The organism is Wandonia haliotis (genome assembly GCF_039523435.1).
In the GTDB taxonomy this organism is placed as follows: Bacteria; Bacteroidota; Bacteroidia; order Flavobacteriales_D; family Crocinitomicaceae; genus Wandonia; species Wandonia haliotis.
In genome coordinates this window covers 335,385-361,846 of record NZ_BAAAFH010000011.1, presented here as the reverse complement: position 1 = coordinate 361,846, position 26,462 = coordinate 335,385, and the positions used below count along the sequence as shown (strand labels likewise).

Sequence of the window (26,462 nt, the reverse complement as noted above, 5' to 3'; positions counted from 1 at the left end):
TACTGTTTTTTGCGTATTGATGCCAAATTTAGAAATAAATGAAATGCAAAATCAAAAAAAGCGGTGCCGCAAAGAATGTTGCATCAAAACGATCCAGAATTCCTCCATGGCCAGGGAGTATATTACCGGAATCTTTAATATTGAGACTACGTTTCATCATTGACTCAAATAAATCCCCTATAATAGCTGCCGGTGCAACAATCAATGCTGCTATCAACCAAAATGTAAGATCTAAACCTGAGAAGTATGAAATAAGATAACCTGCTAACAAGCTAAAAAGAAGACCCCCGACAGTTCCTTCCCATGTTTTTTTTGGTGAAAGTCTCGGGAATAATGGTGTCTTACCGAAAAACTTCCCGGACAAAAAAGCAAACGTATCGTTGGTCCAAACGATAAGAAGCATTCCGATAGGAAAAATAGCTTCAAAAGGAAAATTAGCTTTCCCTCGTAATAAAATCAGAACAAACAAGGGAAGCACAATGTAGAACCAACTGAAAAGACTCAGAGAAACATTCTGTATCGGATTATTTTTACTTCGGAACAGTTCAGTTATCATAACTACAAAGGGAAGCGCTCCAAGCACAGCAGGAATCCAGATGATCCGTTGATCAGCCCAACTCAACCAGGTCAGACAAAGTCCTGAAAAAAGTAAAACACCGCCTGTAATTCCTGTAAATCGTTCCGGTCCCTCATTTTCTTTTTGAAAGATTCGGTAAAACTCTGCTAATCCCAAACCGACAAACAATCCCATTACAGCAATAGCGCTCCACACGTTCCAGGTTAGCCCTACAATGATCAGAGCTATAAATACGACCCCGGTAAGACTTCTGACCAAAATATCTTTCATGAATTTTAAACTTTCAGCAAATATACTTTTTATCAGTAAACAAAAAAGTCCATCAATACTGATGAACTTTTTTGTTTTTTTATGTTTCGTTCCTTTTATTCTTTGGGTTGGCCTTCTGTTTCTTCCGTTTCCGAACCATTTTCACTCTCAGAAGGAGCAGGGGAGTTGTTTTCTGTTTCTTCAGAATCACTTTTTTCATCTGCCTGTTCAATAATCTCTTTGGCAGCTTCTTTTAATTGTTCTTCCGGCTCCAGACTATCCCATGGACGCTCTCCGAAAATTTCCACAAGATCCTCTTTAAAGATAACTTCTTTCTGAAGTAACTTTTCAGCAAGAGCAGTTAACTTATCCCGGTTTTCAGTCAACAATTGTTTAGCACGCTTGTATTGTTCTTCAATAATTTTGCTAGCTTCCTCGTCAATTGTTTTCGCAGTATCCTCTGAATAGGGTTTTGAGAACGAATATTCGCTTCTTCCCTGTGAGTCATAGTACGAAATGTTTCCTACTTTATCATTTAATCCATAAATAGAAACCATGGCGTATGCCTGCTTTGTTACTTTTTCAAGATCGCTCAAAGCACCTGTTGAGATTTCACCGAAAATAACTTCTTCAGCAGCACGACCTCCCAGAGCAGCACACATTTCATCAAGGATTTGATTTGTTCTGGTAATACTTCTTTCTTCCGGAAGATACCAGGCAGCTCCCAATGATTGCCCACGAGGGACAATTGTTACTTTTACTAATGGATGTGCATAACGCAACAACCAGGAAACAGTAGCATGCCCTGCTTCGTGAAAGGCAATAGCTCTTTTCTCTTCTTTGGAAATAATTCTGTTTTTCTTCTCAAGACCTCCAATAATCCGGTCAACCGCATCTAAAAAGTCCTGAAGTTCTACTGCAGATTTTTTCTTTCTTGCTGCAATTAAAGCCGCTTCATTACACAAGTTAGCGATATCAGCTCCTGAAAAACCAGGTGTTTGCTTTGCAAGAAAATCAATATCAACCTTATCCTGAAGCTTAATAGGCTTCAAGTGAACCTGGAAAATTTCTTTACGTTCATTCAGATCCGGCATGTCCACATAAATCTGACGATCAAAACGTCCGGCACGCATTAAAGCACGATCCAGAATGTCCGCACGGTTAGTCGCTGCCAGAATAATAACTCCTGAGTTCGTACCGAAACCATCCATCTCAGTAAGAAGCTGGTTCAATGTATTTTCCCGTTCATCGTTTGACCCCATATTGGCATTTTTACCACGAGCACGACCAATCGCATCAATCTCATCAATAAAGATAATTGCAGGAGCTTTTTCTTTAGCCTGTTTGAAAAGGTCACGAACACGAGATGCTCCGACACCGACAAACATTTCTACGAAATCAGATCCGGAAAGGGAGAAGAAAGGAACCTGTGCTTCTCCTGCAACGGCTTTCGCCAATAAAGTCTTACCTGTTCCCGGAGGGCCTACTAAAAGTGCACCCTTAGGGATTTTAGCTCCTAACTCTGTATACTTTTTCGGATTTTTCAAGAAATCTACAATTTCCTGAACTTCTTCTTTTGCTCCTTCAAGACCTGCTACATCTTTAAATGTAACATTAGTACCTTTTCCTTTTTCGAAGAGCTGCGCTTTTGACTTCCCGATATTAAAAATCTGTCCGCCACCTCCGGCACCGCCGCTCATACGACGCATCATGAAGAACCAAAGACCAAAAATCAACAGGATCGGTAAGGAGTAGGTTAACAGAACCTGTAACCAGTTTACCCGATTGTCAATTTTGTAGTCAATTTGTCCCTGACCGGCCTCAGACAACTCTGAGTTCACCTCTTTCAACTGATCCATAAAGAATTTAGGCTCAGGAGGAGTAAAAGTCAGTTGAGGAGACTCTCCGAAACTCCCTTTAGACTTGGATAAATTTTTGTACTTTTTATCGCGGTCTTTCAGGTCTTCCAATCGATCATCGGCGATAAAGACCTCAACTTCCTGATTGTTAATAATGATGATTTTTTCGACATAGCCATCTTTTGCCAGTTCGAAGAAATCATTTGTAGAGATTTCACGGGTGTTTCCCCCTGAAGTAAAAACCTGAAGTGCAATAATACCAATTGCGATTATTGCATAAATCCAATAAAAATTGAATGAAGGCTTGTTTGTTTTATTTGACTTTTCTTTCGACATAATGTGTCTTGCTAATAAGTTACTGGAATTTATCTAAGTTCTCAATGTCAGTCCGTTTGGCATCTGCCCACAAATCTTCAAGGTCATAGAACGACCGGACATCTTTATAGAATACGTGCGCAACAACGTTTACATAATCAAGAAGTACCCATTCGGCATTTGCTTTTCCTTCGATATGCCAGGGTTTCTCTTTCAGGTTTTTACGTGTGAAGCGGACAACAGAATCGGCAATCCCCTCTACTTGTGTGGAAGAATCCCCTGAACAAATAATAAAGAAATCGGTAACCGAACCCTGTGTTTTTCTCAAATCAAGGACGGTGATGTCCTTGGCGTTATTCTCCTGCATTCCTTCTACGATCGCGTCGCAGAGAATTTTCGAATCTATTTCCTGATGTAATTTTACCATTCTATTCTTTCAATGACTTGCAAAGCTAATTAAATTTTAATTTTACCGCTGAATTTACTTCAATTCTCGAAGCATGAATTATTCGCAAATTCCGGTCAAACTTATCGAACTCGAATCTGTTGATTCTACTAACAATTACATTGCCAAAAAGGTTCTTACAGGGGATTTAATTCCCGGTACGGTCGTTTTGGCGGAAAAGCAGACGGAAGCCCGTGGACAAAGAGGGACAAAATGGCAGAGTTTGGCAGGTTTAAACAGTACTTCTTCTGTTTTCCTTACATGGAAAGATATCAAAGTACGTGAACAGTTTAAAATCTCTATGTTGGTTGCCATTGGCGTGTGCCGGTTTTTAAGAAATTTTAACATTGAAGCGGAGATCAAGTGGCCGAATGATATTTATGTTCAAACGAAAAAAATTGCCGGAATTCTGATCGAAAACCAATTAAAAGGGGATTACATCAGTAGCTCTGTAACAGGGATCGGATTAAACGTCAATCAGGAAGTATTTGAAGAAGGATTATCAGCGACTTCCATTATAATAGAAACCGGCAAAAAGGAAAACGTTCGATTATTCACGATGCAGCTATATCAGGAAATCGGTCGAACGATTGAACAATATCATCAGTATCCATTTGAATGGATTGAAAGAACATATTCCGGTTTTCTGAAAGGATTCGATGAAGCTGTTACCGCTATTTGGATACAGAAACAGGAAGAAATAAAGATTCAAATCACAGCTATTTTACCGGATGGAAGAATTAAAGCTTTAGTTAACGAAACTGACTATAAATTATTTGATTTGAAAGAGTTGAAATTTATTTTCTAATTACAAAAATTCTTTTTTAGCATCTTCCATATACCTGTCAAAAGCTTCCGAAAAGAGATCTTCCTGTTCCTCAAACACTTCACGTGTCCGATGAATTTTCGAAGGAAAACTCAACCTACTTTGAATGTATTCAGGAATTCTTTCAAGGATAATCGGATCGTCGTATTTATGAATCATCTTATGATCCGCTAATCGTTGGATCAGTAAAGAACAATTGGCCGGAAGCTCATGCTTTCGTGATAACGCATAGGTGAAAAAAGCATTGAGAAAATCCGTTCTCTTTTTAGTATGGTAGTTATCCCAACGCATTGCCAATAAATGATCAAATACAATGTCGGTGACAATAGGGCTTACTTTAGGTAAGTCTTTATAGAGCTTTCTGTTTAAGTCTACTACAGCCGGATGGTTATCCATAAAACTGTCAATTTTCCGATGAAGCCGGATTCCCCTGTGAAGAAAATCGGGAATGTGATCAAATTTATTCCCTTTAAAGAAATCTCCCAGTAAATTTCCTGTCATCAGTTGGTGACTGTCTCCTGAAAAATACAAATGCCCCAGGTAATTCATAAAACACTAAGATACAAAACAAAGTTCTGGTATGGTTGTATTTGATTTCTTATCTTTACATTTATTAGGAATTAAACCTATTGAAATCATATATGGAAGAAACCGAAGAGTTTGAGAAATATTACCCCCCGAAACCTGTTTTGGAGGAGAGAGCGGCTACCAATTCGTTGGGAGCAACCGTATTTTCTCTTTTACTCTTCGTCTGGGCATTCTTTACTTTTATATCGGATGACCTGAGGTTTATTGCTGTTATACTTATTGTACTGACATTACATGAATCCGGTCATTTTCTAGCGATGAAACTCTTTCGCTACAGAAATCTGAAAATGATCTTTCTTCCTCTTTTGGGAGCTTATGTTCATGGAAAAAAGGATTTGTATTCTCAAAAAGAAAGGGCTATTGTACTGCTTTCAGGTCCATTACCCGGAATTCTGGCAGGAGCAGCTTTATTTTACTGGGGAATGCAACACGAGTCCTTTTGGGTATTGTATTCCGGAATTTTATTCCTGTTGATTAACACCCTCAATCTTATGCCAATTGACCCGCTTGATGGTGGACAATTGATGCAGGTTCTTTTTATCTCGCGTCAGGATTTGGTAAAACTGTTATTTTCTCTCGTTTCATCATTAGGAATGATTTTTATAGGGCTGTATTTTGACAACTGGATCCTTATCGGTTTTGGCTTTTTATTGGGATTCCGTGTAAGAGGAAATCAGCGATTGTACCAAATGAGAAGTAAACTGAAGGAACAGGATATTAATTACCGGATCAATTATCAGGATTTATCCGATAGAGATTATTTCTACATCAAAGGTATTTTTGTTGAACATTCGCCAACTGTAAAAAAGATAATGAATACAGGAGCAGTTGATGATGAAGAACTCGATCAGTTAATCGCTTCTGATATTTGCGATGTTCTGGAAGTTCCTTCCAAAAATGACCTTTCTTCGGTTGGTAAATTTGTGTTTGCATCACTTTGGTTGCTGGGTATACTGCTAACTCTCGCTGTATTCTGGGTTGGCGCAAATGAATTAAACTGGTTTTTTGATGCGTTTCAAACCGGGAGATAAAGTAGTTTTTCTGACAGAGCAGGGTGGTGGTGTAGTAAAAGAAGTTCTTTCTGCTACTCACGTTTCTCTTATTGATGATATGGGGTTTGAGCGACCTTATCCCGCCGATGCACTGGCTCCGCTTCGCGTAACTCAAATTGCGGTTGATGAGCGAAAACTGATGGAAAAAAAAGAACCTGCTAAAGCCAAAATATCCCAAAAGCAACAAAAAAATCAGGTTTACAGAATTGATTTGCATATCGAGGAATTACTTCCCGGGCATAGTCTAATGACAAACTATGAAATGTTACAACTTCAAATGGAGCATTTTAAACGTGCATTTAATCACTGTAAAAATAAGCGTATTAAACGACTACAGGTAATCCACGGTGTTGGAGAAGGAATTCTAAGGGGAGAAATACACAGTTTTCTACGCCAGTTTTCCGGAACTGAATTTCACGATATGTCTTATACACGAAATGGTTTCGGAGGAACCGAAGTTATTTTGTGTTTCAAAGAACTTGATTAACTCTTTTTATTACAATACAATTACTTTCCGGATTTCATTTCTAAAATACATAAAGTAAACACCTTCAGGTAATTCTAGTTTTCCCGCTCTCCCTTTGTACACTTCCTTTCCGCCGACTGAGTAAACAGAATAATTTTCATCGACAGGAAGTTCTACACTTATACTTCCATCCTTAGAGGGATTTGGATAAACAGTAAAAATACTCTGGTCATATTCTGTTGTACCCAATGTCGTAATTACTACTTGTTCTTTAACTGTGTCCGAATAACAAACCGTAGAAGTCGTCATACTGATCTCATAGGTTCCTGTTGTAGAGTATATATGTGTTGCGTTTTGTTGCGTTGATTGTTGTCCGTCACCAAAATCCCAACTTTCAAAAGCGCCATTTACAATAGACGGAGAACAGGTAATCTCCGCTCCTGTTGTATTGACTGTAAATGTATTTTCTGATAAGGGTCTGAAGTCAACCCTTACTGAGTCGTTCGTATAGACAACGTGATCAGCCACTTGTTGAAGGTAACTTACTTCGTTCGAGGTTAACCCCGTCGGAGAAAAGCCATTTCCGGAAGAAAAAGTATTGAAAATTAAATTATTAAAAACACAGGCTGCCAGGTACGATCCTTTCATACTGGGGTGACTTCCATCAGCAACATATAAGTCATTAAAATTTACCACTGCATTTTCATCCTGTTTTACATGAGCAAATCCAATTCCAACCGGAGATAACATACCATTTGCCTGATCTGTCATATAGGTGTAGGCATTGAAAAGGCGGGTATTCATTTTTTCAAACGTATTAATCCCTTCCCATTGCTGATCTCCATTCTGTCGTCCCCAGGTAGCATAGAATAGTGGAACCGAACAACTATTATTGGAATAGATACTATCTACAAGAATTTCTGCATAGGGATATACATCAACCTGCACCTGACCATCAGGAAAAGAAGGTCGTTGACTTTGTTCCTGAAGTACGACAAAATCCCAAGCATTGGCATCAATTTTATTTAATGTTGTTGTACTGACAGCGTGTTGTGACAAAGTTGATCCACCGGGTGTATTCGAATCAAAGCTTAACGAATTTCCATCGGCTACTGCCATACTGGAAATGATCCCCGGTAAATTATTTGTGCTGATGTAACTATTTCCTATAAATAGTACCTTCTTGGTTGTTTGTCCGATTACTGATGCAGCTGCAATAGTCAGTATGAGTCCTGTAAAAATATGCTTCATTCTTCTGTTTTCGGAAACAAACGAGAGATCTGTGACTACGTTGCCGGTTACCACAAATTATTTTTATTCCGGAAACCTGAATTATTGAAATCCTAATAAGGTAAAAGTTAGAACTGTTTGATTCTTTATTCACCTTCTGTATCACTCAGAAGATCAGGTCTACGCTCTTTCGTTCTTTTTAAAGCCTGTTCATGTCGCCAGGTATCTATCTTATTAAAATCACCAGACAGTAGAACATCCGGAACTTTCCATCCTCTGAAATCAGCAGGTCGCGTATAAACAGGAGGGGATAAGAGATTATCCTGAAAACTATCTGAAAGTGCTGATGTCTCATCATTTAGTACCCCCGGTAACAACCGAACAATACTATCTGTCAAAACTGCAGCAGCTAATTCTCCTCCGGAGAGGACATAGGAACCAATAGAAATTTCTCGTGTAATATAGTGTTCACGGATGCGCTCATCAATTCCTTTATAATGTCCACAAAGAATCAAAAGATTTTCTTTCAATGAAAATTCATTAGAAATGGATTGCTCCAGCACCTCACCATCCGGAGTCATAAAAATGATTTCATCGTATTTTCTCTGCTGTTTAAGATCATCAATACAGTTAGCGATGGGCTCACAAGACATTACCATCCCGGCACCACCACCATACTGATAATCATCTACATTCTTGTGTTTAGAAGTAGAATAGTCGCGGAGGTTTTGGATATGGATTTCAGCCAATCCTTTTTCCTGTGCCCGTTTCATGATCGAATCACTAAAAGGTCCCTCCAACAGTTTGGGTAAAATCGTTATGATATCTATTCTCATGACAATTTATGGGCAAAATCAATGATCTGTTGAGCAAGTTGATTTGCTTTTTCAAGTGTTTCACTTTCAGAATATACACGAATAATCGGTTCTGTATTGGATTTACGAAGGTGAACCCACTCGTTACCGATGTATATTTTTACTCCGTCACGCGTATCAATTTCGTAAGCACTGTATGCTTCTTTTAGTTCTTCTAGTAAAGCATCGACATCCGTATCCGGAGTTAATTGAATTTTATTTTTCGAGATAACATAATTTGGAAACTCAGCTCTCAATTCCGAGCAGGATTTCCCACTTTTAGCCAGAGAAGAGAGGAATAAGGCGATTCCTACCAAAGCATCTCTTCCGTAATGTGATGCAGGGTAAATAATACCTCCGTTACCTTCACCTCCGATAACTGCATTTTGTTGCTTCATCATTTCCACAACATTTACCTCTCCGACAGCAGAAGCAAAATAACTTCCTTTTCTGTTTTCGGTTATATCGCGCAGGGCACGGGTAGAAGAGAGGTTTGACACTGTATTTCCGGGTGTGTTTTGTAACACATAATCCGAAACAGCTACGAGTGTATATTCTTCGCCAAACATTGAACCATCTTCATTTATAATCGCCAGACGATCAACGTCCGGGTCAACGACAAACCCAACATCCGCTTTGGTTGCTTTTACTTTTTCTGAAATCTCTGTCAGGTTTTCAGGTAAAGGCTCAGGGTTATGTGGAAAATGTCCGTTTGGTTCACAATACAACTCAATAACTTCGGCTACTCCCAACGCTTTTAATAGGGCAGGAATGAATATACCTCCTGTTGAATTAACCGCGTCAATAGCAACTTTGAAACCTGCATTTTGGATAGCTTGAACATCAACAAGGTCAAGCTTTAGTATTTCCTCAATGTGTTTATCAATGTAAGAATCATCGTAAGAGACAGTGCCCAGATTATCAACTTCTGAAAATGAAAAATCCTCACTTTCCGCAATCTGAAGAATGTCCTGACCATCCTGTCCTGAAATAAATTCACCTTTCGCGTTCAGTAATTTTAAAGCATTCCATTGTTTCGGATTATGGGATGCGGTTAGAATAATTCCTCCCTGTGCATTCTCCAGTGGAACAGCTATTTCAACTGTCGGAGTTGTTGAAAGTCCCAGATCTACAACATCTATTCCTAATCCTATCAAAGTAGAGGAGACTAAATCAGAGATCATTTTTCCGGACAGTCTGGCATCCCGACCAATAACAACCTTACAAGGTTTTCCGTTTAAGGATCGTTTTAACCATGTACCGTATGCAGCTGCAAATTTAACAGCATCAAGAGGAGTCAGGTTATCTCCCGTTTTTCCTCCGATTGTTCCCCGAATTCCAGATATCGATTTAATTAATGTCATAGTTTCTTTTTTAGAAAGTACGACCCAAATGGATCATTTTCATACATGCAACTGCACACTCAACTCCTTTATTTCCATGCTTTCCTCCTGAACGGTCAATTGCTTGTTGCATCGTATTATCTGTCAACAAACAATAAACCACCGGTTTGTTATACTTCAACCCGACGTTCATCAGTCCATCAGTTGCTCCGGAACATACAAAATCAAAATGTTTTGTTTCTCCCTGGATAACAGAACCTATCGCGATTATACCATCCACAAATGTATTTTCAAGCATCATCTGACATCCCATTGGTAGCTCAAAAGCACCAGGGACATATTTTACGATAATATGATCTTCTTTAACACCATTTTCAATCAGGGTATCACGCGCTCCCTTTAACAGATTGAAGGTAATTGTATCGTTCCATTCAGAAACAACAATGCCGACTTTAAAATCGGCACCGTTGGGAACAAAATCCTTATCGTATTCGGATAAATTTTTATATTCTGTCGCCATTATTGTTTGTTTGAAGCACGAGCAATATATTTTTCAATATTATTGGTCTTGTAATAATCAAAATACTCTGACTCAATCTTTTTATACAATTCCTCAGCTTTCTTAAAGTCCTTCAGCTCCAATTCATAAACCAGTGCAGCCTTCTTAAGATACATCGGAGAAGTCATTTCATTTGCATTTTTATCAGCAGCTTGTGTGTACAATTGAACTGCTTTATCAAAGTTTCCTAACTCAACATGACAATCTCCCTGAAGACCAACAGCCATTGAAGAAGCATAAACATCTTCCAAATCTGTTTTCTCAAGGTAACTTAATGCAGATTCAAACTCTCCCTTATCCATAAGGATGCGTCCCGCAAGATAATTGGATACTTCACCACCAACTTTACCATCATATTTCGCAGCTACAGCTTCAAAACCTTGTAGAGCAAGGTCTAATGAATCACTTTCCAGGTAAACAAGATCCTGCCAGTAAGCTGACTTGGATTGTTCAACTGCCGGAGCATATATCATTGTTCTGTATGCCACAATTCCCAGAACAATAACAATAAGTGTACCTACTGCAATTGCGGACATTTTAAAAGTCTTATTAGACTTCACCTTTTCCAGGAATTCGTTCGAGTTTTCTAAATTATCTGTCATTTTCACGTTATTTAGCGTTGCAAAAATAATTTTTTTTTCAATCCGATCACTAAGACTTATCAACAGTTTTACGTTGAATAACTTTTAATTGCTTCTTGACAGGCAAAATTTCAGTTTACGGAACAATTCAATTACATTTGTTTCAGGTAAGAAAAATGGAAATCAGAAAACTTCATATCGTCCAGTTTAAGAACTATCAGGAAGCTGAAATCTCTTTTTTTGAGGGGGTTAATTGTTTTATCGGACCTAACGGAAGTGGTAAGACTAATATACTCGACGCTATTCATTATTTGAGTATGTGCCGATCCTACCTGAATCCGATTGACAGTCAAAACATTCGGTTTGAACAATCATTTTTTATGTTACAGTCTGTCTGGAATAAAGACGGGCAGGAAGTGGATCTATATTGCGGGGTAAAAAAAGGGCAGAAAAAGATTTTCAAGAAGAATAAAGCTGAATATGATAAGTTGGCCGAGCATATAGGTAGTTTTCCTGCTGTTATGATTTCTCCTTACGATCGCAACCTGATTTCAGAAGGTAGTGAGGTGAGAAGAAAATGGATGGATGGAATTATCAGTCAGTTTGATCGTAGGTATCTGGAAAACCTCATGCGTTATAACCGGATTCTGGACCAACGAAACGCGTTACTTAAAAATCAGCTGAAGAACGGCTTTTTTGATCGCGAATCGTTTGAAGTATGGGATGAACAATTACTTGAAACAGGTCATTCTATATCTACTAAGCGTCAGGAGTTCCTGAAAGAATTTATTCCTATTTTTCAGCTGTTTTATGATGAACTTGGAGCTTCTGGAGAAAGTGTCAATTTAATCTATAAATCACAGCTCATTGAAGGAGATTTCCGGTCGCTTTTAGTTGTAAATATGGATCGGGATAAACATCTCGGCTACACCAGTGTTGGTATTCATAAGGATGATCTTATATTCGAATTGAATGCGTATCCGATCAAGAAATTCGGTTCGCAAGGGCAACAAAAATCGTATTTGATCGCCTTGCGTCTTGCTCAATATGAATGGTTAAAAAAACATCTGAATCAGAATCCGTTATTGCTTTTGGATGATATATTCGATAAATTAGATAATAATCGTGTTGAAAAACTGATGCAAATGGTTTCGAATCATAGTTTCGGGCAGGTATTAGTCACTGATACAGATGAAGAACGCGTTAAACGAATCTTCGATAGTATACAGGAACCGTTCAGAATGTTTAAAGTTGAATCCGGTAAAATAGAGCAAATTGAGTTACAAGAAGCGCGGTAATGAAACCACTCTTGGCGAGGCGATTGATCGTCTCATCAAAGCCTATCGTCTTGACGATAAGATGTCAGAGATGGATATTCTTTCCGGATGGGAAGAGATGATGGGAAAAGCTGTCGCTATGCGAACTGACGATTTGTATATCAAAAACCATATTTTGCATATTAAACTCAACTCTTCGGTAATGCGCGAAGAGCTTTTGGCCGGAAAACAAATTATTATTAATCGCGTCAATCAAAAGGCAGGTAGGCCTTATATTGTTGATGTCTGGTTCAGTTAGATCATCATGAGTTACTTCAAAAATCCGATTGTCCGTATAGAAAACGGTATCTATACCGGAAGTGATGACAGAGCATCTCTGTACGACTTGCTTATTCCTGAGAATTTCAATGGAAAACTGGTTGTATTTGTGCATGGTTACAAAGGATTTAAAGATTGGGGAGCCTGGAATCTCGTTGAATTCACTTTTGTAGATGCCGGATTTGGTTTTGCAAAAATTAACCTCACCCACAACGGAGGCACAACGGAACAGGCAATTGACTTTCCTGATCTGGAAGCCTTCGGTCGAAATACGTATTCGAAAGAAATTGAAGATATCCACTATTTTATGGATCACCTTTCGGAAATAAAGCTCCCGGAACACTCACTTCATTTGATCGGGCATAGTAGAGGAGGTGGTGACGTTATTATTGCAGCTTCTGAAAGTAAACGAATTGCATCCTTTGCTACCTGGGCTGCTATTTCTTCTATCTCCCAAAGAATGCCTACTGGAGAAAAACTGGAAACATGGAGGAGTAATGGAGTTAGATTTGAACTAAATTCCAGAACACATCAGGAAATGCCTGTTTTTTTCTCGCTCTATGAGGATTTTATACAAAACGAAACGCGTTTGGATATCAGGGAGGCTTGCAGAAAGATTCATGTACCTCGCCTCATTATTCACGGATCAAACGATACAGCCGTTTCGATAGGAGAAGGAGAACAACTGGCAGAATGGTTAACTACTCCCTTAATCGAAATACCGGGAGCTTCACATACTTTTGGAGCATCACACCTCTGGAAAAGCTTTACTTTGCCGGAAGACCTAAAGACAGTATGTGAACTTACCATCCGGTTTTTCAATGATCAAATAGTATAAAAACTCTTCGTAGCTATGTTGCATCCACGGTTAGTCCTTATTATTGGCATTTGTTGCGTTTCTATTTTCCCTGTTTTAGTGAAACTAGCACCTGTAAATGAGATCACTTCTGCATTTTATCGGTTATTTTTTGCAGCGATCTTGTTTTTTGTACTGAGTCTTGGAACTCGAAAATTACGTTATCCGGGAGCACGAAAATTCGGAACAATAGTAGTCTGTGGAATTTTGTTTGCCTCGGATATCGCGGTTTGGAACAAATCAATTGAACTTTCGTCGGCTACTCAGGCAAGTTTACTAACCAACCTGGCTCCGGTATGGGTTGGTATAGGAGCTTATTTTTTCCTGAAAGATAAACCCAAACGGAATTTTTGGATCGGAACTGTCATCTCTCTGGTTGGTATGGTTATTCTTATGGGATGGGAGTATTTCTTTGAGCTCCAGTTTGATGCCGGGTTTATACTGGCGATTATTTCAAGTTTAATTTACGCTTTTTACATCATAGCCAGTAAACGAATCCTGAATGAAGTGAATGTGATCAACTTTATGTTCTGGAATATGTTATCGGCATCCGTTTTCCTATTTCTACTCACCACAATCTTTGATACAGAGCTTTCCGGGTTTTCAACTGATACCTGGTGGTATTTGGTGTTGCAAGGAGTAGTTTGCCAGTTTATTGGTTGGTTATGTATCAGTTTTGCCTTAAAAAATATGCGGGCAAACCGGGTATCCGTCAGTTTACTTCTATCGGTTGTTTTTACAGCTTTATTTGCCTGGTATATCCTCAGTGAACCTATTACAACTAACATGATCATCGGAGGAATGATTGTCTTACTCGGGATCGGTGTTACTTTTATAGAAAGAAAATCAAAATCAATTATTTAGATCTAATCGGCTCAATTGATTCTTTAACTCTTGAATTCGTTCTGTCTTACCTCTTTCACGAAGATTTCTTGCACTGTTTGTATAGTACACATGTTCATTTTCCAAGTAATTCAATTGAAACAAAATCCATTCTCTTTCCGTCATTACAGTTCCCTGATAAGCAAGTTCCAGGCGCAGTTTGGCAGCTATCGAATGATAATCCGTTCTCCCCAGATAATCGTGATCCGCATCACACAAAATTTGTTCCATCAACGTTCGGGGTTCTACACTATGCTTTGTAGCTTCTATAAGTTCTGTTATGCGAATAATTTCGGAAGGTGAGTAACCAAATTCCGGAAGAATCTCTCTTGCCATCTGAATAGCAAAATCTTCGTTATCAGTTGGACGCAATAAATATCCCGAATCGTGGAATAAAACGGCTGTTCTTAATAAAATAAGATCAATACCTTTAACTCCTTCAAGTTCAGCATACAATACAGCCGATTTTTCCACATTAATCGTATGCTTCAAACTATGATAGTATAACTCATCGGGCAAACTATCTTTTAGCTTTTGGAGAACGGATTTTCTGGCCAGGTCAAAATCCATGGTTTCAAGCCCCAAAATTCTTCTCAAATCAGGATTGGGAGCGTTTCCTCTGCCAAATAAAGAATGTTCATATACGAGATGTGCTATTTCATATAATTCAAAAACTCCTCCTCGTTTAACAATCTCTTTTTCTCCAAGCCGGTTCAGCTTAAAATAAGTTGAAATTTTATCTGCTATCGGACGGGTAATTGTTATCTGATTCGGCTCGCAACTCTGTTCAGCCCTAGAAGCAATGTTAACTGTATCTCCCCATACATCAAAACTCTTCTTTTTGTTCCCAATAATACCACAAACCAAAGGTCCTGCGTGAATACCAATGCGGATTTTCCAGAAAGGGAGTCCGTTTGAATCTGCCGCAAGATTATCCTGAATAACATAATTGCGTATTTCAACTGCAGCAAGTGCAGCTCTTATTTCCGGTTCGGGTAAATCTTCATTTACCCCTGCAATAGCCATATAGGCATCTCCGATCGTTTTTATTTTTTCCAGATGAAAACGATCCATTACACTGTCGAAAAAGGTAAAATACCTGTCCAGTTCTTTCACCAACTCCATAGGATTTAACTTCGATGACCGAACCGTAAACTGAACAAAATCAGTGAAAAGAACAGCAGCATTATCTATTCGTTTCGGGTAAAATTGACCGTATTCATTTACTTCTTTCAATACATTTTTAGGAAGTATATTCGTCAACAATTCCTGAATCCGTTTATCCTTGAAATATAAGGTCTTAAAGACAGAGAATTTAGCTTTTATAACATTTGGATTGAACGGTTTATGAAAACAGTCCACTGCACCTTCCTGCATTCCCCGTACCAATCGGGTAGAGGACATATTATTATCCGAATAGATAATCGTGTAAATATCCTTTGTAGAATCATTTTCCGAAAGGGTTTCCAGAAATTCAAAACCATCCATACGTGGATGATCCATATTCAAAAGAATAATAGCAACAGGAAGTCGTCTTAACATAGCCAGTGCTCCGTAGGGAGAAGGGGCATGAATGAAATTATTGGTGCTATCCTTAAGGATTGCATTTAGTGCTTTAAAGTTCTTTTCACTTTCATCGACAATAAGGATATTAATCGGGTGATTATAGTTCATTTCGTATCAAAAAAGTCTTTTGGTATTCTTACTGCTAACTTAGTGAATATCCTTAATAAAGTCAGGAAAAACAGGAAACTTTGTGTTCTGATCAGTTGAACTGCCATTTCATGAGAAAACCGGGTTTCTTTTGGTAAAACATTGTATTTTCGCAATAAAAATCACATGTTCCCGGAACTCAATTTACCAAAAGCTGAATTATCGATCTCCAAAAAAGGGGAGAAGTATTATGTTTTTGATACATGGAGAAAAAAACAACTGTTGCTTACTCCTGAAGAATGGGTTCGGCAACATTTACTTCACTTTCTGGTCACAGAAAAAAAGTATCCTTCTGGTTTGATCGCTTCGGAGCAGGGAATTACTGTTAATAAACTATCGAGAAGGTGTGATGCAGTCGTTTACGGGAAAAACGGATCCCCCGTAATGATTATCGAATGTAAAGCTCCCCATATCCCTATTGAAGAAAAGACATTTCAGCAAATAGCGCAATACAATTCGAAACTACAAGTAGATTATTTGTTAGTGAGTAACGGTATAACACATATCATTGCTAAAATTGACAGGGAAAACAACCGGATTAACTACTTAACTGATTTCCCTGAATTCATTCAATTGAATGGGTGAGGATCAGCTCACTTTTTCCGTTTCGTAGATCGCACAAATTTGTTCCAGTGCGAAATCAATTTCTTCCTTTGTCGTATAACGACTGAACGAAAAACGAGCATTCGGCCTGCTCATATCAGCGTGAATTCCTTCCAGAACATGACTTCCTTTATTAGAACCTGAAGAACAAGCACTTCCACCACTACAGGCAACTCCCCGCATATCTAATGTAAACAGAAGAACGCCCGATTTTTCATGAGGAGGGAAACAAACATTCAAAACGGTATAAAGACTTTTTTCCGGTGTTATATCTCCATGAAAACCAACATCAGGTAGTTTGTTTTGTAGCTCACTGATAAAATAGGATTTTAATTCCTGAACATGTTGCTGATGTCCTTCAACATCTTCGTATGCCAGATCCATGGCTTTGGCCAACCCAACTATTCCATATAGATTTTCGGTTCCTCCCCGTAAGCCTCTTTCCTGAGCACCGCCATGAATAATGGCATGGAAAGGTATCCGTTCATTCACATACAAAAATCCTACTCCCTTAGGACCGTGAAATTTATGGGCTGCACACGTTACAAAATCAACATTCAAATCTTTCAGGTCAAAAGCGTAGTGTCCCATTGTCTGAACAGTATCAGAATGAAAATAGGCTCCTGATTCGCGACACATTTCACCAATTCGACGAAGATCCATCAAATTTCCAATCTCATTGTTGGCATGCATTAATGAAACGAGGGTTTTTGGTCCTGCAGCTAATAATTCACTCAGATGTGATACATCCACATGTCCTTTTTCATCTAACCGAACCATAACCAATTCAACATTGCGTTGAGCACAATGATGTTCTACAGTATGAGAAACCGCGTGATGTTCAATAGGAGAGGAGATAATACGTTCAACTTTCAAATCGTTAATTGCACATAAAATCGCCATATTATCTGCTTCCGTACCACCGGAAGTAAAAATAATCTCTTTAGGTAAACAGTTCAGATGCTTTGCAATTGTCCTGCGTGATGTTTCGATTAAGCCTTTACTTTTTCTCCCGAATGTATGTGTAGACGAAGGATTTCCAAAATCCTCTCTGATACACTCTGCCATAATATCTGCCACCTCGGGAGCCACCGGCGTGGTAGCTGCATTATCTAAATAAACACGCATAACCAATTATTTTCGGCAACAAATATAATAAAGTTCGAGGGTGAATATCAATATTCACAGGAGGTTTCACAATAAAAAAAAGGAAAAATGGAAATGCTAAACTAGCCAAAAACCTTTTTAAGCAGCTCCGAAACTCTGGCTGCCGGATTTTTACGGATTTCCTTCTCTTCTTTAGCAACCTGAACAAACAACCCGTCAATTGCTTTTTCAGTAACGTACTCTTCCAAATTTGGATTAATCTTACTTACAAACGGTATTTTATTATAGGTAGTAACTAAAGTTGTCCAGTGACGTGTAGCTCCAACTTTATCCAATGATGACTTAATAACCGGCTGAAATTTGTCTGATAAAGACGCACGGGTAGTCTTATCAAGATAACGCGTAGCAGCATCATCTGATCCCTTCAGAATTCCCATTGCATCCTGTACCGTCATAGATCGAATAGCGGAAACAAAAATATCTTTTGCTCCATTTGCAGCATCCTCAGAAGCCCGGTTCATTGACTCGATTGCATCATCCACCAATTTATCCTGACCAATAGAACGCAGTTTTTCTTCAGCTACTTTTGCTTCTTCTGGAAGAAAAATTTTAATCGAAAGATCTTTAAAATACCCATCGGGTTTCGAAAGTTGTTCAACTCCTTTTTCTACACCACGCGTTAATGCCTCCTTTAATCCTTTTCCAACTTCTTCTTCCGAAAGCGCGTTCGTAGATGAGCCTGTAACAGAACTCGCTTTCTCTTCAGCTTGCTTTAATACACCTTTTAATGTTTGTCCATTTACTGAGAAAGTAAAGGCAGAAAGAGCCAGTATTGTAACGAATGTATATTTCATAACTTTATATTTTCTATGAAAGTAGCAAAAACCAAGCCAAAAAAGAACGGTTATTTAAAAACAAGATTTCCGTCTCCGGATTTGATCACTTCCAACTCGGAAGGGGTACCGTAACACCAGACATCTCCGGGACCTTCAATCGTTACTTTTAACGGGATATTGTCTGCATTACATTGTATAATCCCCTGAGAACTGCTCGTTATTTCCAAAGCTCCTGTCACTTTAAGTCCCGAAACGTCCGCATATCCGTTATCATGCACCTGAAAGTGTGCATAGCCAACAGTACCTATAAATGTATAATCTCCGACACCTTCCACAACACTGGCATTACTATAGGTTGTATTGATATTGAGTCGCACTGATCCGGACCCTTTGTTAACAAAGAGGTTGAAATATTCTCCTGAAACGGGAAATTGATTGGTTAAGCTATCTGAACCTATATATTCAATCCGCTGTAACTGTTTGTAATGAATTTCAACATGAATTTTCGTATCATAAGACCGAAGAAAATTACACTTGTTTTCATTGGCAAGATGTAGCGTATTCCCTGCATAATAATACCCTAAATGGCGTACAAGATTTTCACCTCCAGTAACCCGAACGAAATTAGCGGTGTCAGGCACAAGATTGTAGGAGAGATTTTGCCATAAATACATTTCAAGGAAACTATCCAGAGGAAAATCGACAGTTACATGGTCTCCGGTAGATTTGAAGCAGGTTCTGTTTTCTTCCTTTTTACAACTCAAAAGGAAAACCAGACAACCTGTTATGAATACTACCTTTTTCATTTCCGTTTTAGCTTGAACTGATAACCGAATCCAAGTTCAAAGTAATCCGCTTTCGCCCAATGTGATTTAACAACAGCGTTTAAGTAAAAGTTTCCTCCTAATTCTACGCGTCCCCCTAACTTGTGAAAGAACCAGCCATTAGGGTTATAGGGATTATAAGTGTAGATTCCCATTCCCACATAAAAAATGAAACGTTGAACGTGCAGATCGTAAGAAGTAAACACACCCACCTGAGCTGTTTCCCAAAAACTCTGATCCGGAGGAGAAGATTTAAAATTCCGATTAGCCTCATTATAGATCAGGTCAATCCCTGTCGAAAGTCCGGATTTTTCTCCAAATTGCTTACTCATATAAGTATTAACTCCAAAGACAGGAAAAGCTTTTGTTTGATACGCATAGTTTGTATTCATTGAAAAAATTCCGTGTAACAAAAGACTCCATCCCGTTTCAGCCGGTTCAAATTCAGGGTCCAGATATTCCGGTTTTTTTAGGTAAATCCCATAGTTCAGAAAAACAGAAGGGATATTTAATCCCAGGTTCGGTTTTTTTGTGCCGGAATTCGAATAATGCGTAAAATCTACTCCTAACCCCAGAAATCCATGTTTAAACTTAAACTGAACATCCATTCCCAGAATAACCAACAAGTTCATATAGGTACCTATTGCATTATTCTTCGGGTTTTCCAGTTGATCAAACTTTTTAGTAAGGTAGGCAAAACCACCTGCCAACCTTGAATTCAAAGCCCATTTGGGACGATTTACGAATGGTAATTTTACATTTGCACCAATACCTATAGCCTGCCCGAGTACATCCCGGTTATTATTATAGGTTACAGTTGCCATTAACCCAAAAGTCGGGTACTTATAGGCTTTGTGCCAGTATTTACTTCCGTTGGCATGAAAATTCAGAATGATCTCGCCTGAATAAAAATGAGAATTTACCAGATGATTCATATTTGCTCTGTGAGCAATAAGAAACCCGGCTTTCGGACGAATTTCAATACTTTTGCCATAATCACGAAGCTGAGAAAACGATCCCGTAGCAAAGAGTAGAGCAAAGCAAGTTAACTTCCATTTCATCACCGCAAAAATAAAAAAGTTCTTGACCTGTCAGAATAAAATGCAGTGGAATGTTTGAATGGCTTAACGGTATCGGTAGTGACCAATGATTGTAAACGAAAATAAACAATCTTCAAAAACCTGTCCCGAACCTATGTTGTGTACGATCAAAAAGCGTTGATTATCTGTTGATTTTTTTGCTGATACAATTCCGATATGCGTTATCCCTCCGGATAATCTCCAGCAGACGATATCGCCAGGTAAATAATCATTCGCCTTATCAGAGATTTTCAGTGTAGTGCCTTTTCGTTCAAAAAACTTCATCAGATTAGGTACTCTTCTGTGATCAATATTTGGATCTGTTTTGGTAAGTCCCCAAATCTTTGGGTAAAGAGAAAAGTTAGACTTCATATCTTCGTGAACTAACTTTTGTAAATCAATGTCTAATTTCCGGTAAGCCCGGATTACCACATCTGTGCAGACTCCTTTTCCTTCCGGAATATCTCCGCCCGGATAAGCAATAGAATAGTACGTAGGATCATACACAACCGGAACAAGTGTCAACTGTCCTGCTTTTAACGCCAGTTGCTTATAAAAACTATCCTGAGCCGAAACGACAATGGAGAAGAATAGGAAAAACAAAACGACTACCTTTTTCATACACCTAAATTTATAAGTTGAGTACAAAATTCATTCCTGAATTCAGGCAGATAGTGAACGGGCATCAATCCGATGTACAGGTTTCAGATACTGTCGTATTAGTGGCCATCTCTCCGTATGATTTTCTAACAGTATTTTAATCTTCATAGTACTCTTCTTTACTGCATCTGTAAGAGCAGGTGGAGTAACCTGTAACCGCTCAGCTATATGTTTTCCGTTAACAGGGATCTGCTCCTTCGTTAATTCCATTGCGGCACTTTCGTATTTATCCAGTAGCGCAATGGTTTTATCATATTTAGAAGATACAAAGGAACTATCAGGGGTTCCTTTTGACTCCTGTTTTTCCAGAAATGAACCAGAAATAGTGATGCTTGGCTTCATAAATTGTGTCACTCGTTCCAGTTCGGCTGCATGAGTAAGTGTTCTTTTTAGTGTCTGATCTGTCCATTTTTCAGACATCAACTTCTCTGTAGCAGCTTCAGACAAATGACAGGGAATTCCCATCTCTACAGCTATTTCATTAACGATCAAAACTAGTTTTTCACGTTTTTCGGCTTCTATTCCTGCTTTGAGTTCATTCAACTCTCTTTGTGTCTGCTCCAGTTCTTTTTTCAGGTTCTCCTGACCCGAAGAGAATAATTCCATCAGTTTTCTATCCTGAATCTGGCGTTGGTATTCAGATGAACAAACCGAGTAAAGTAATGCCCCGATCTGTTCTTTATCCTCTGTCGTTAAATTTATCGTGGAATTTCGCATCCGGAAGGGATTCACATGCTTTGGAAACTCCAACAGATAAATATCTGATTGCTGATCCTGATTATTCGGAATAAACAGAGCCAGGCAAAAATGATCTAATTCACTTTCCAACCCAAGTTGGGTGTTCACCTGACTAGTGCCGGAAGAGAAGAAGTCAGCCCGAACCCATGCATATCTCGATTTTCGGTTTCTCAGTTTTATCAAATGAATTCCATTCGGAGAATTCACAGATAGAGCAGTAAACGATTCCCCGTCAAAAAAGTACAGCTTATTATCTCTGGTTATCAATGCCTCCAGACGTGTCAATCCAGGAACCCAATCCTGAAACCGATTCAGGAGAAAGTCTGATGGATGATATGTCAGGGATAACCGCATGTATAGAGAATAACTAAATCAAAATTAAGCAAAACTTAATTACTATTCAATTATTAAGCAAATAAAAATTAAGAAACTAGTAAAAACTTAATCTTATTTACTCGTTAAACTCATCTCCTGATCTTTGTAGAATCAAGGAAAAACAAAAACAAGTACACAATGAACATAGCTGCAAAAAACAATAGTGAGTTAATAGAAATTAAGCAGGAACTAAAAAGCCTACTCAAGGAATTAACTGTTGAATTACTACTTGCGCTTCGTACACTTTTAGACTTTTTGAAAGAGTGGTGGAGAAAGTTTATCACCGATTTCTCCTTTTCTAACATTCGAAAAGAAGGTTTTCTTACAATTCTTTGTCGCAGATCCGAATCTTTCTTTGGTATTCATTCCTCTCAGAAAGAACCTAAGCTCCGAAAAATCATAAAAAAGAACGTTAAGAGAAATAGCAAAAAGATCATTTTATTTCCTTTCTTCTTGTTGATAACTTTATGTGATCAGCTGATTAAACTATTTAAAAAGGAAAAAAAACAGAAGAAAATGAATAAAAAAGTAAATCAATATTTTGAATAATAAAGAATTGATAACAAAATAGTTAGATATATTTATTTCGCTTTTTAATTAAGACTACTAGTTTATTAATGTAATTTTTTATAGTAATAATGAAACTTTTCAACATTCAATGCAGTAAAAGAAACCGAAATAAATTTTGAGATATGAATTTTATTGAACCTATTATGATTAATAATACATTGAATACAGCCCGGTATAAACTAAAATTGCACCAGGAAAAAGGAGCAAATAGTGAATTGTCAATATTTGAAGTTGCTAATCTGATGGACATTCTCAGAGCAGCTGAAAATGATGAGAGTATTCCTAAAACTCCAATATTTTTCGGGTACAGCCTGAATTGATTTTTACATCATTTATACTCTTATACAGCAGTGAAGTAATTTATAACATCACTGCTTTTCTTATGTATATATAGCTCCATTCCATAAATCTTCCTTCTACAATTAAGAATCCTTCCAATACATAAAAAATATCCTGATGCAGAGTAGGGGAGTCTATCTTACGCGTTTTTATATGTTCCTCATTACATAATTACATTTGTAATCAATAATTTTGTTTCTGAAAGTTCTTTTTTTGTATTACATTTGTAACATGAGTATACAAGACAGGATACAAATGATCATGCGTATGAATAATCTTAACGCATCACAGTTTGCTGATAAGATTGGTGTGCAAAGGAGTAGTATTTCTCATATAATAAGCGGTAGAAACAAACCTAGTCTTGACTTTTTACAAAAAACACTGGATAAGTTTCCACGTGTAAATGCAGATTGGTTAATAACAGGTAAAGTCAAGCAAGAGCAAATTGTTACAAATGTAACAGATAGTAATCAACTAAAAGAAGAACCTCTTGCTGAATACAAGAAAACCCCACCTCTTGAACAAACTGAAAAAGAAGAGGTGCAAATCAAAGGAAATGCACCTCAAGTAGAAAAAATAGTGTGGTTTTATTCCGATGGAAGTTACCGCATATTTGAGAATAACTAATTTATTTACAACAACTTATTATCAGATGCTTTCTGGACTGCCTCCAGTTTATTTCTTACCTGCAATTTTTTATAAATATTCTCAATATGCTTACGCACAGTAAAATAACTGATATTCAAATTAGAAGCAATTCGTTCATAAGTTAACCCGCTCTTAAGTTGGTTTAACAATTCTAGTTCTCTTGGAGTCAATCCAAAATCTTCCGTGGTTTTTATTCCCTGAAACGGTGTTTTCACCATTTTTAAGGCTCGTAATGCAATTCCTGGACTCATAGCTGCTCCACCTAATGTTGTGTCAGTAATCGCTTTGTAAAGCATCTCTCCATTGTCTTCTTTTAACAAATACCCTGTAGCTCCGGCCATAATCGCATTGAATAAACTTTCATCATCATCAAACATAGTGATCATGAGTATTTTTATATGCGGCCATCGTTTTATAACTTCGCAAGTAGCTTCAATGCCATTCATTACCGGCATTTGAATATCCATCAGAATAATTTCAAGATTATTATCTTCCTCTAATTTATCCAACAAATCACTACCATTGGATGAAATATGTTTTATCTTAATCTCTTCATACGGCTTTAAACGCTCCAAAAGAGCCTGCAGAGCCAATTGGTTATCCTCTGCGATTGCTACTCGTATTTTATTCATGTTGTTTGCTTTTTAGTGTAAATTTTCCGGCAATTGTAGTTCCTTTTCCTATAATACTGTCTATACTCAGTTCGCCTCCCAGTTCCCTGATGCGGTACTCCATATTCCTCAATCCATTTCCGGTGCGCCCCGTCTCTTTATCAAACCCTTTTCCGTAATCCCTCACCTCAAACTGAACTGTTTCTAAATCACACTGAAAAACAATATCAATGGATGGAGTTTGTGCATACTTTAGTGCATTATTAACAGCCTCCTGAATAAGGCGAATAAGATGTGTTGTTTCTGCTTCATTCAATTCTGCACTTTCATTACCTAACACATCTATAGAGACTTGAATATCGCTGTTATCAGGAGAGAGAAACTCCCTCATACGCAAAGCTATTTCATCCAACGAAGCATTCTCATTATTCAAAATCCAAACCGTATTACGCAACTCCTTCATCGTACGTTTCAACATACTTCGCACATTACCGATCCGCTGATCTCCTGTAAGTGCGTTATCATTATTAAGGTTTTCTACACTGGCATTAATAAAAGTGAGGTAAGAACCTATATTATCATGTAGCTCCCGCGAAATACGGAGTCTGTCCTCCTGTATTCTGTTCAGCGCCTCTTGTCTTGCCAGAGAAAGTTCCAGATTCTTTCTTCTTACCTCTTCTTTTTTACGATAGTAGAGTAGGACTGCTGCTATAATAACCAGTATCGTCACCAGGATCACACTCCATACTGCATATTGTAAACGTTGCTTTTCTAATCGATTTACTTCCAGTTCTTTTTGTTGTTTAAGTACCTCTTTTTCTTTTTCGGCAGTTTCGTACTTCACCAGGGCATCTGTCAACTCTACTTCGCTCTCAATCTTATTTAGTTCTCCCTGAAGATTGCTGAATTTTAATTGGTTTTCATACGCTTCTTCAAATTGATTTACAGAAGCAAATGCGAAAGCAATGTAGGAATACACTTCAAGCAGATCTCTTTTTTCATCCGTTTCTTCCGAATATTCCTTTGCTTCTGTCAGGAATTGAATGGCTTTCTGATACTTTTTTAGATCATTGTACAAATTACCCAATGCCGTTGTAACGACAATTTTTTGTTTTACAGGCAAAAGGTTTATTTTTTCATAAGCCTTTAAAAAATAAGGGATAGCTTCGGTGTAAAGCCCCTGTTTCTTTAACAGGTTTCCTATGTTTACTTCAGGATTTACCTGGGCAGAGGGGTCGTTACTCTTTATAGCATACTCATAGGCCAGTAAATAATAGTGCATAGCACTGTCCGGCTGACCTAGATTCTTATGAGATAAACCTATATTATTGTAACCAAAAGCAATAGATGCGTAATCATTCAGCTCTAGCTTAATCTTTTGTGCTTTACGGTAATATTCGAGCGCTTTTTTTTCATTTCCATATGCGTCTGCCCATATGTTCCCAACCTGATTCAGAGCCTTTGATTTCGATTTTGGATACCCCTCCCCACAATCTTCTATTGATTCAAGTAATAGTTTAATTGATTTATCTAAATCATCTTTATGATAGTAAAATAAAGCCAGATTATACTTATTTGTTATTACTGAAGCTGTATCCTCTATGCTTACAAAATAATGAACAATTTTCTCTCCCAATTCAATTGCCTTGTTCATATCTCCCATATCATCATAGATACGAGCCATCTGCCCATTGGCAATCCAGTAATTATCGAGATTTCCTACTTTTTTAAATGCTTCTGCTGCCAATTCAAATCTCGCAATACTACTTTCTCTTTCCCCTTTTCTAAGAAAGGCTTGTCCCATCCGGTAATTTACACGAGCTTTTTTCTCAATACTATCGGAACTGATTTCAACATACGCTTTATTGTAGTAAAACAGAGCTGAATCATATTCATAATCCCCATAAAAAAGCTCTGCTTTATCCAAAAATAAAGATTCCTGGGCATTTAATCCACTGAAATGAAAAGTAGAAGCTAATAAGCAGGTTACAAGAATATTCTTCATAGTTTACTATATCAAAACGTCTAAATTTAGATGTTTTTGACAAAATTGAAAGGAATTGATAAATAATACAATACGAC

At 37.9% G+C, this 26,462-nt stretch carries 29 protein-coding genes; 11 read left to right on the top strand and 18 right to left on the bottom strand.

Annotation, left to right across the window (positions count from 1 at the left end):
• Nucleotides 1-28: 28 nt before the first annotated feature.
• The 3 genes from ABDZ97_RS09780 to rsfS all read right to left on the bottom strand — a co-directional run bounded on the left by ABDZ97_RS09780 (nucleotide 29) and on the right by rsfS (nucleotide 3,427).
• A complete protein-coding gene (locus ABDZ97_RS09780) occupies nucleotides 29-847 on the bottom strand; it encodes a phosphatidate cytidylyltransferase (protein ID WP_343787057.1) in 819 nt (272 codons plus the stop codon).
• Nucleotides 848-942: 95 nt separating this feature from the next.
• Entirely contained in the window at nucleotides 943-3,021 is a 2,079-nt protein-coding gene (ftsH, locus tag ABDZ97_RS09775) for an ATP-dependent zinc metalloprotease FtsH (protein ID WP_343787055.1), read from the bottom strand.
• A gap of 19 nt (nucleotides 3,022-3,040) precedes the next feature.
• Nucleotides 3,041-3,427 carry a ribosome silencing factor gene (gene rsfS / locus ABDZ97_RS09770; RefSeq protein WP_343787053.1) on the bottom strand — a complete coding sequence of 129 codons (387 nt, stop codon included), beginning with the start codon at nucleotides 3,425-3,427 and terminating at the stop codon, nucleotides 3,041-3,043.
• 73 nt (nucleotides 3,428-3,500) lie between these two features.
• Between rsfS and ABDZ97_RS09765 the strand changes: the two genes are divergently transcribed.
• A complete protein-coding gene (locus tag ABDZ97_RS09765; RefSeq protein ID WP_343787051.1) occupies nucleotides 3,501-4,253 on the top strand; it encodes a biotin--[acetyl-CoA-carboxylase] ligase in 753 nt (250 codons plus the stop codon).
• On the opposite strand, the gene ABDZ97_RS09760 is transcribed toward ABDZ97_RS09765, so the two are convergent.
• Entirely contained in the window at nucleotides 4,254-4,820 is a 567-nt protein-coding gene (locus tag ABDZ97_RS09760; RefSeq protein WP_343787049.1) for an ACP phosphodiesterase, read from the bottom strand.
• Between the two features lie 92 nt (nucleotides 4,821-4,912).
• Here ABDZ97_RS09760 and ABDZ97_RS09755 point away from each other — a divergent pair, with 92 nt between their 5' ends.
• Nucleotides 4,913-5,890, top strand: a complete 978-nt coding sequence (locus ABDZ97_RS09755) for a site-2 protease family protein (RefSeq protein ID WP_343787047.1) — start codon at nucleotides 4,913-4,915, stop codon at nucleotides 5,888-5,890.
• Complete coding sequence (locus tag ABDZ97_RS09750) at nucleotides 5,868-6,398, top strand: Smr/MutS family protein (RefSeq protein ID WP_343787045.1); 531 nt, start codon at nucleotides 5,868-5,870, stop codon at nucleotides 6,396-6,398. Before ABDZ97_RS09755 ends, ABDZ97_RS09750 begins: the two co-directional genes overlap by 23 nt.
• A gap of 9 nt (nucleotides 6,399-6,407) precedes the next feature.
• Here ABDZ97_RS09750 and ABDZ97_RS09745 read toward each other — a convergent pair whose 3' ends face one another.
• The 5 genes from ABDZ97_RS09745 to ABDZ97_RS09725 all read right to left on the bottom strand — a co-directional run bounded on the left by ABDZ97_RS09745 (nucleotide 6,408) and on the right by ABDZ97_RS09725 (nucleotide 10,965).
• The gene (locus tag ABDZ97_RS09745) at nucleotides 6,408-7,628 is read right to left on the bottom strand and encodes a PKD domain-containing protein (protein WP_343787043.1); all 1,221 of its coding nucleotides are present in this window, start codon (nucleotides 7,626-7,628) and stop codon (nucleotides 6,408-6,410) included.
• 125 nt (nucleotides 7,629-7,753) lie between these two features.
• Complete coding sequence (gene trmD / locus ABDZ97_RS09740) at nucleotides 7,754-8,443, bottom strand: tRNA (guanosine(37)-N1)-methyltransferase TrmD (RefSeq protein WP_343787041.1); 690 nt, start codon at nucleotides 8,441-8,443, stop codon at nucleotides 7,754-7,756.
• Nucleotides 8,440-9,825, bottom strand: a complete 1,386-nt coding sequence (glmM, locus tag ABDZ97_RS09735; protein WP_343787039.1) for a phosphoglucosamine mutase — start codon at nucleotides 9,823-9,825, stop codon at nucleotides 8,440-8,442. Before glmM ends, trmD begins: the two co-directional genes overlap by 4 nt.
• A gap of 10 nt (nucleotides 9,826-9,835) precedes the next feature.
• A complete protein-coding gene (ribH, locus tag ABDZ97_RS09730; protein WP_343787037.1) occupies nucleotides 9,836-10,324 on the bottom strand; it encodes a 6,7-dimethyl-8-ribityllumazine synthase in 489 nt (162 codons plus the stop codon).
• Nucleotides 10,324-10,965 carry a tetratricopeptide repeat protein gene (locus tag ABDZ97_RS09725; protein ID WP_343787035.1) on the bottom strand — a complete coding sequence of 214 codons (642 nt, stop codon included), beginning with the start codon at nucleotides 10,963-10,965 and terminating at the stop codon, nucleotides 10,324-10,326. The genes ribH and ABDZ97_RS09725 overlap by 1 nt, the downstream gene beginning before the upstream one ends.
• 155 nt (nucleotides 10,966-11,120) lie before the next feature.
• Between ABDZ97_RS09725 and recF the strand changes: the two genes are divergently transcribed.
• From recF to ABDZ97_RS09705, 4 genes are read left to right on the top strand one after another with little or no spacing between them, the layout of a single operon-like run.
• On the top strand, nucleotides 11,121-12,242 hold the full coding sequence (recF, locus tag ABDZ97_RS09720) for a DNA replication/repair protein RecF (protein WP_343787033.1): 1,122 nt from the start codon (nucleotides 11,121-11,123) through the stop codon (nucleotides 12,240-12,242).
• The gene (locus tag ABDZ97_RS09715; RefSeq protein WP_343787031.1) at nucleotides 12,220-12,519 is read left to right on the top strand and encodes a DciA family protein; all 300 of its coding nucleotides are present in this window, start codon (nucleotides 12,220-12,222) and stop codon (nucleotides 12,517-12,519) included. Before recF ends, ABDZ97_RS09715 begins: the two co-directional genes overlap by 23 nt.
• Nucleotides 12,520-12,525: 6 nt before the next feature.
• Nucleotides 12,526-13,377: an alpha/beta hydrolase family protein gene (locus tag ABDZ97_RS09710; protein ID WP_343787029.1), complete on the top strand. Its 852-nt coding sequence runs from the start codon at nucleotides 12,526-12,528 to the stop codon at nucleotides 13,375-13,377.
• Between the two features lie 15 nt (nucleotides 13,378-13,392).
• A complete protein-coding gene (locus tag ABDZ97_RS09705) occupies nucleotides 13,393-14,259 on the top strand; it encodes a DMT family transporter (protein ID WP_343787027.1) in 867 nt (288 codons plus the stop codon).
• Here ABDZ97_RS09705 and ABDZ97_RS09700 read toward each other — a convergent pair.
• A complete protein-coding gene (locus ABDZ97_RS09700) occupies nucleotides 14,248-15,951 on the bottom strand; it encodes an adenylate/guanylate cyclase domain-containing protein (protein ID WP_343787025.1) in 1,704 nt (567 codons plus the stop codon). The two genes, ABDZ97_RS09705 and ABDZ97_RS09700, sit on opposite strands and share 12 nt — an antisense overlap.
• A 165-nt stretch (nucleotides 15,952-16,116) precedes the next feature.
• Between ABDZ97_RS09700 and ABDZ97_RS09695 the strand changes: the two genes are divergently transcribed.
• On the top strand, nucleotides 16,117-16,575 hold the full coding sequence (locus ABDZ97_RS09695) for a type I restriction enzyme HsdR N-terminal domain-containing protein (RefSeq protein WP_343787023.1): 459 nt from the start codon (nucleotides 16,117-16,119) through the stop codon (nucleotides 16,573-16,575).
• A gap of 3 nt (nucleotides 16,576-16,578) precedes the next feature.
• Here the strand turns inward: ABDZ97_RS09695 and ABDZ97_RS09690 are convergent, their stop codons facing one another.
• The 6 genes from ABDZ97_RS09690 to ABDZ97_RS09665 form a co-directional block, all read right to left on the bottom strand.
• Entirely contained in the window at nucleotides 16,579-17,721 is a 1,143-nt protein-coding gene (locus ABDZ97_RS09690) for a cysteine desulfurase family protein (protein WP_343787021.1), read from the bottom strand.
• Between the two features lie 101 nt (nucleotides 17,722-17,822).
• A complete protein-coding gene (locus tag ABDZ97_RS09685; protein ID WP_343787019.1) occupies nucleotides 17,823-18,554 on the bottom strand; it encodes a DUF4197 domain-containing protein in 732 nt (243 codons plus the stop codon).
• A gap of 50 nt (nucleotides 18,555-18,604) precedes the next feature.
• The gene (locus tag ABDZ97_RS09680) at nucleotides 18,605-19,342 is read right to left on the bottom strand and encodes a GIN domain-containing protein (protein ID WP_343787016.1); all 738 of its coding nucleotides are present in this window, start codon (nucleotides 19,340-19,342) and stop codon (nucleotides 18,605-18,607) included.
• Entirely contained in the window at nucleotides 19,339-20,421 is a 1,083-nt protein-coding gene (locus tag ABDZ97_RS09675) for an acyloxyacyl hydrolase (protein WP_343787014.1), read from the bottom strand. Before ABDZ97_RS09675 ends, ABDZ97_RS09680 begins: the two co-directional genes overlap by 4 nt.
• A 63-nt stretch (nucleotides 20,422-20,484) precedes the next feature.
• Entirely contained in the window at nucleotides 20,485-21,060 is a 576-nt protein-coding gene (locus ABDZ97_RS09670) for a DUF1287 domain-containing protein (RefSeq protein ID WP_343787011.1), read from the bottom strand.
• 42 nt (nucleotides 21,061-21,102) lie between these two features.
• A complete protein-coding gene (locus ABDZ97_RS09665; RefSeq protein WP_343787008.1) occupies nucleotides 21,103-22,191 on the bottom strand; it encodes a helix-turn-helix domain-containing protein in 1,089 nt (362 codons plus the stop codon).
• 159 nt (nucleotides 22,192-22,350) lie between these two features.
• On the opposite strand from ABDZ97_RS09665, the gene ABDZ97_RS09660 reads away from it, so the two are divergent.
• The 3 genes from ABDZ97_RS09660 to ABDZ97_RS09650 all read left to right on the top strand — a co-directional run bounded on the left by ABDZ97_RS09660 (nucleotide 22,351) and on the right by ABDZ97_RS09650 (nucleotide 23,748).
• Nucleotides 22,351-22,761 (top strand): hypothetical protein, encoded by a 411-nt coding sequence (locus ABDZ97_RS09660; RefSeq protein ID WP_343787006.1) that lies wholly within the window; start codon nucleotides 22,351-22,353, stop codon nucleotides 22,759-22,761.
• A gap of 143 nt (nucleotides 22,762-22,904) precedes the next feature.
• Nucleotides 22,905-23,102 (top strand): hypothetical protein, encoded by a 198-nt coding sequence (locus tag ABDZ97_RS09655; protein WP_343787004.1) that lies wholly within the window; start codon nucleotides 22,905-22,907, stop codon nucleotides 23,100-23,102.
• 250 nt (nucleotides 23,103-23,352) lie between these two features.
• Nucleotides 23,353-23,748 (top strand): helix-turn-helix domain-containing protein, encoded by a 396-nt coding sequence (locus tag ABDZ97_RS09650; RefSeq protein ID WP_343787002.1) that lies wholly within the window; start codon nucleotides 23,353-23,355, stop codon nucleotides 23,746-23,748.
• A 5-nt stretch (nucleotides 23,749-23,753) separates the two neighbouring features.
• Here ABDZ97_RS09650 and ABDZ97_RS09645 read toward each other — a convergent pair whose 3' ends face one another.
• On the bottom strand, nucleotides 23,754-24,401 hold the full coding sequence (locus tag ABDZ97_RS09645) for a response regulator transcription factor (protein WP_343787000.1): 648 nt from the start codon (nucleotides 24,399-24,401) through the stop codon (nucleotides 23,754-23,756).
• Nucleotides 24,394-26,385: a tetratricopeptide repeat-containing sensor histidine kinase gene (locus ABDZ97_RS09640; RefSeq protein ID WP_343786998.1), complete on the bottom strand. Its 1,992-nt coding sequence runs from the start codon at nucleotides 26,383-26,385 to the stop codon at nucleotides 24,394-24,396. The genes ABDZ97_RS09645 and ABDZ97_RS09640 overlap by 8 nt, the downstream gene beginning before the upstream one ends.
• Between the last annotated feature and the right edge of the window lie 77 nt (nucleotides 26,386-26,462).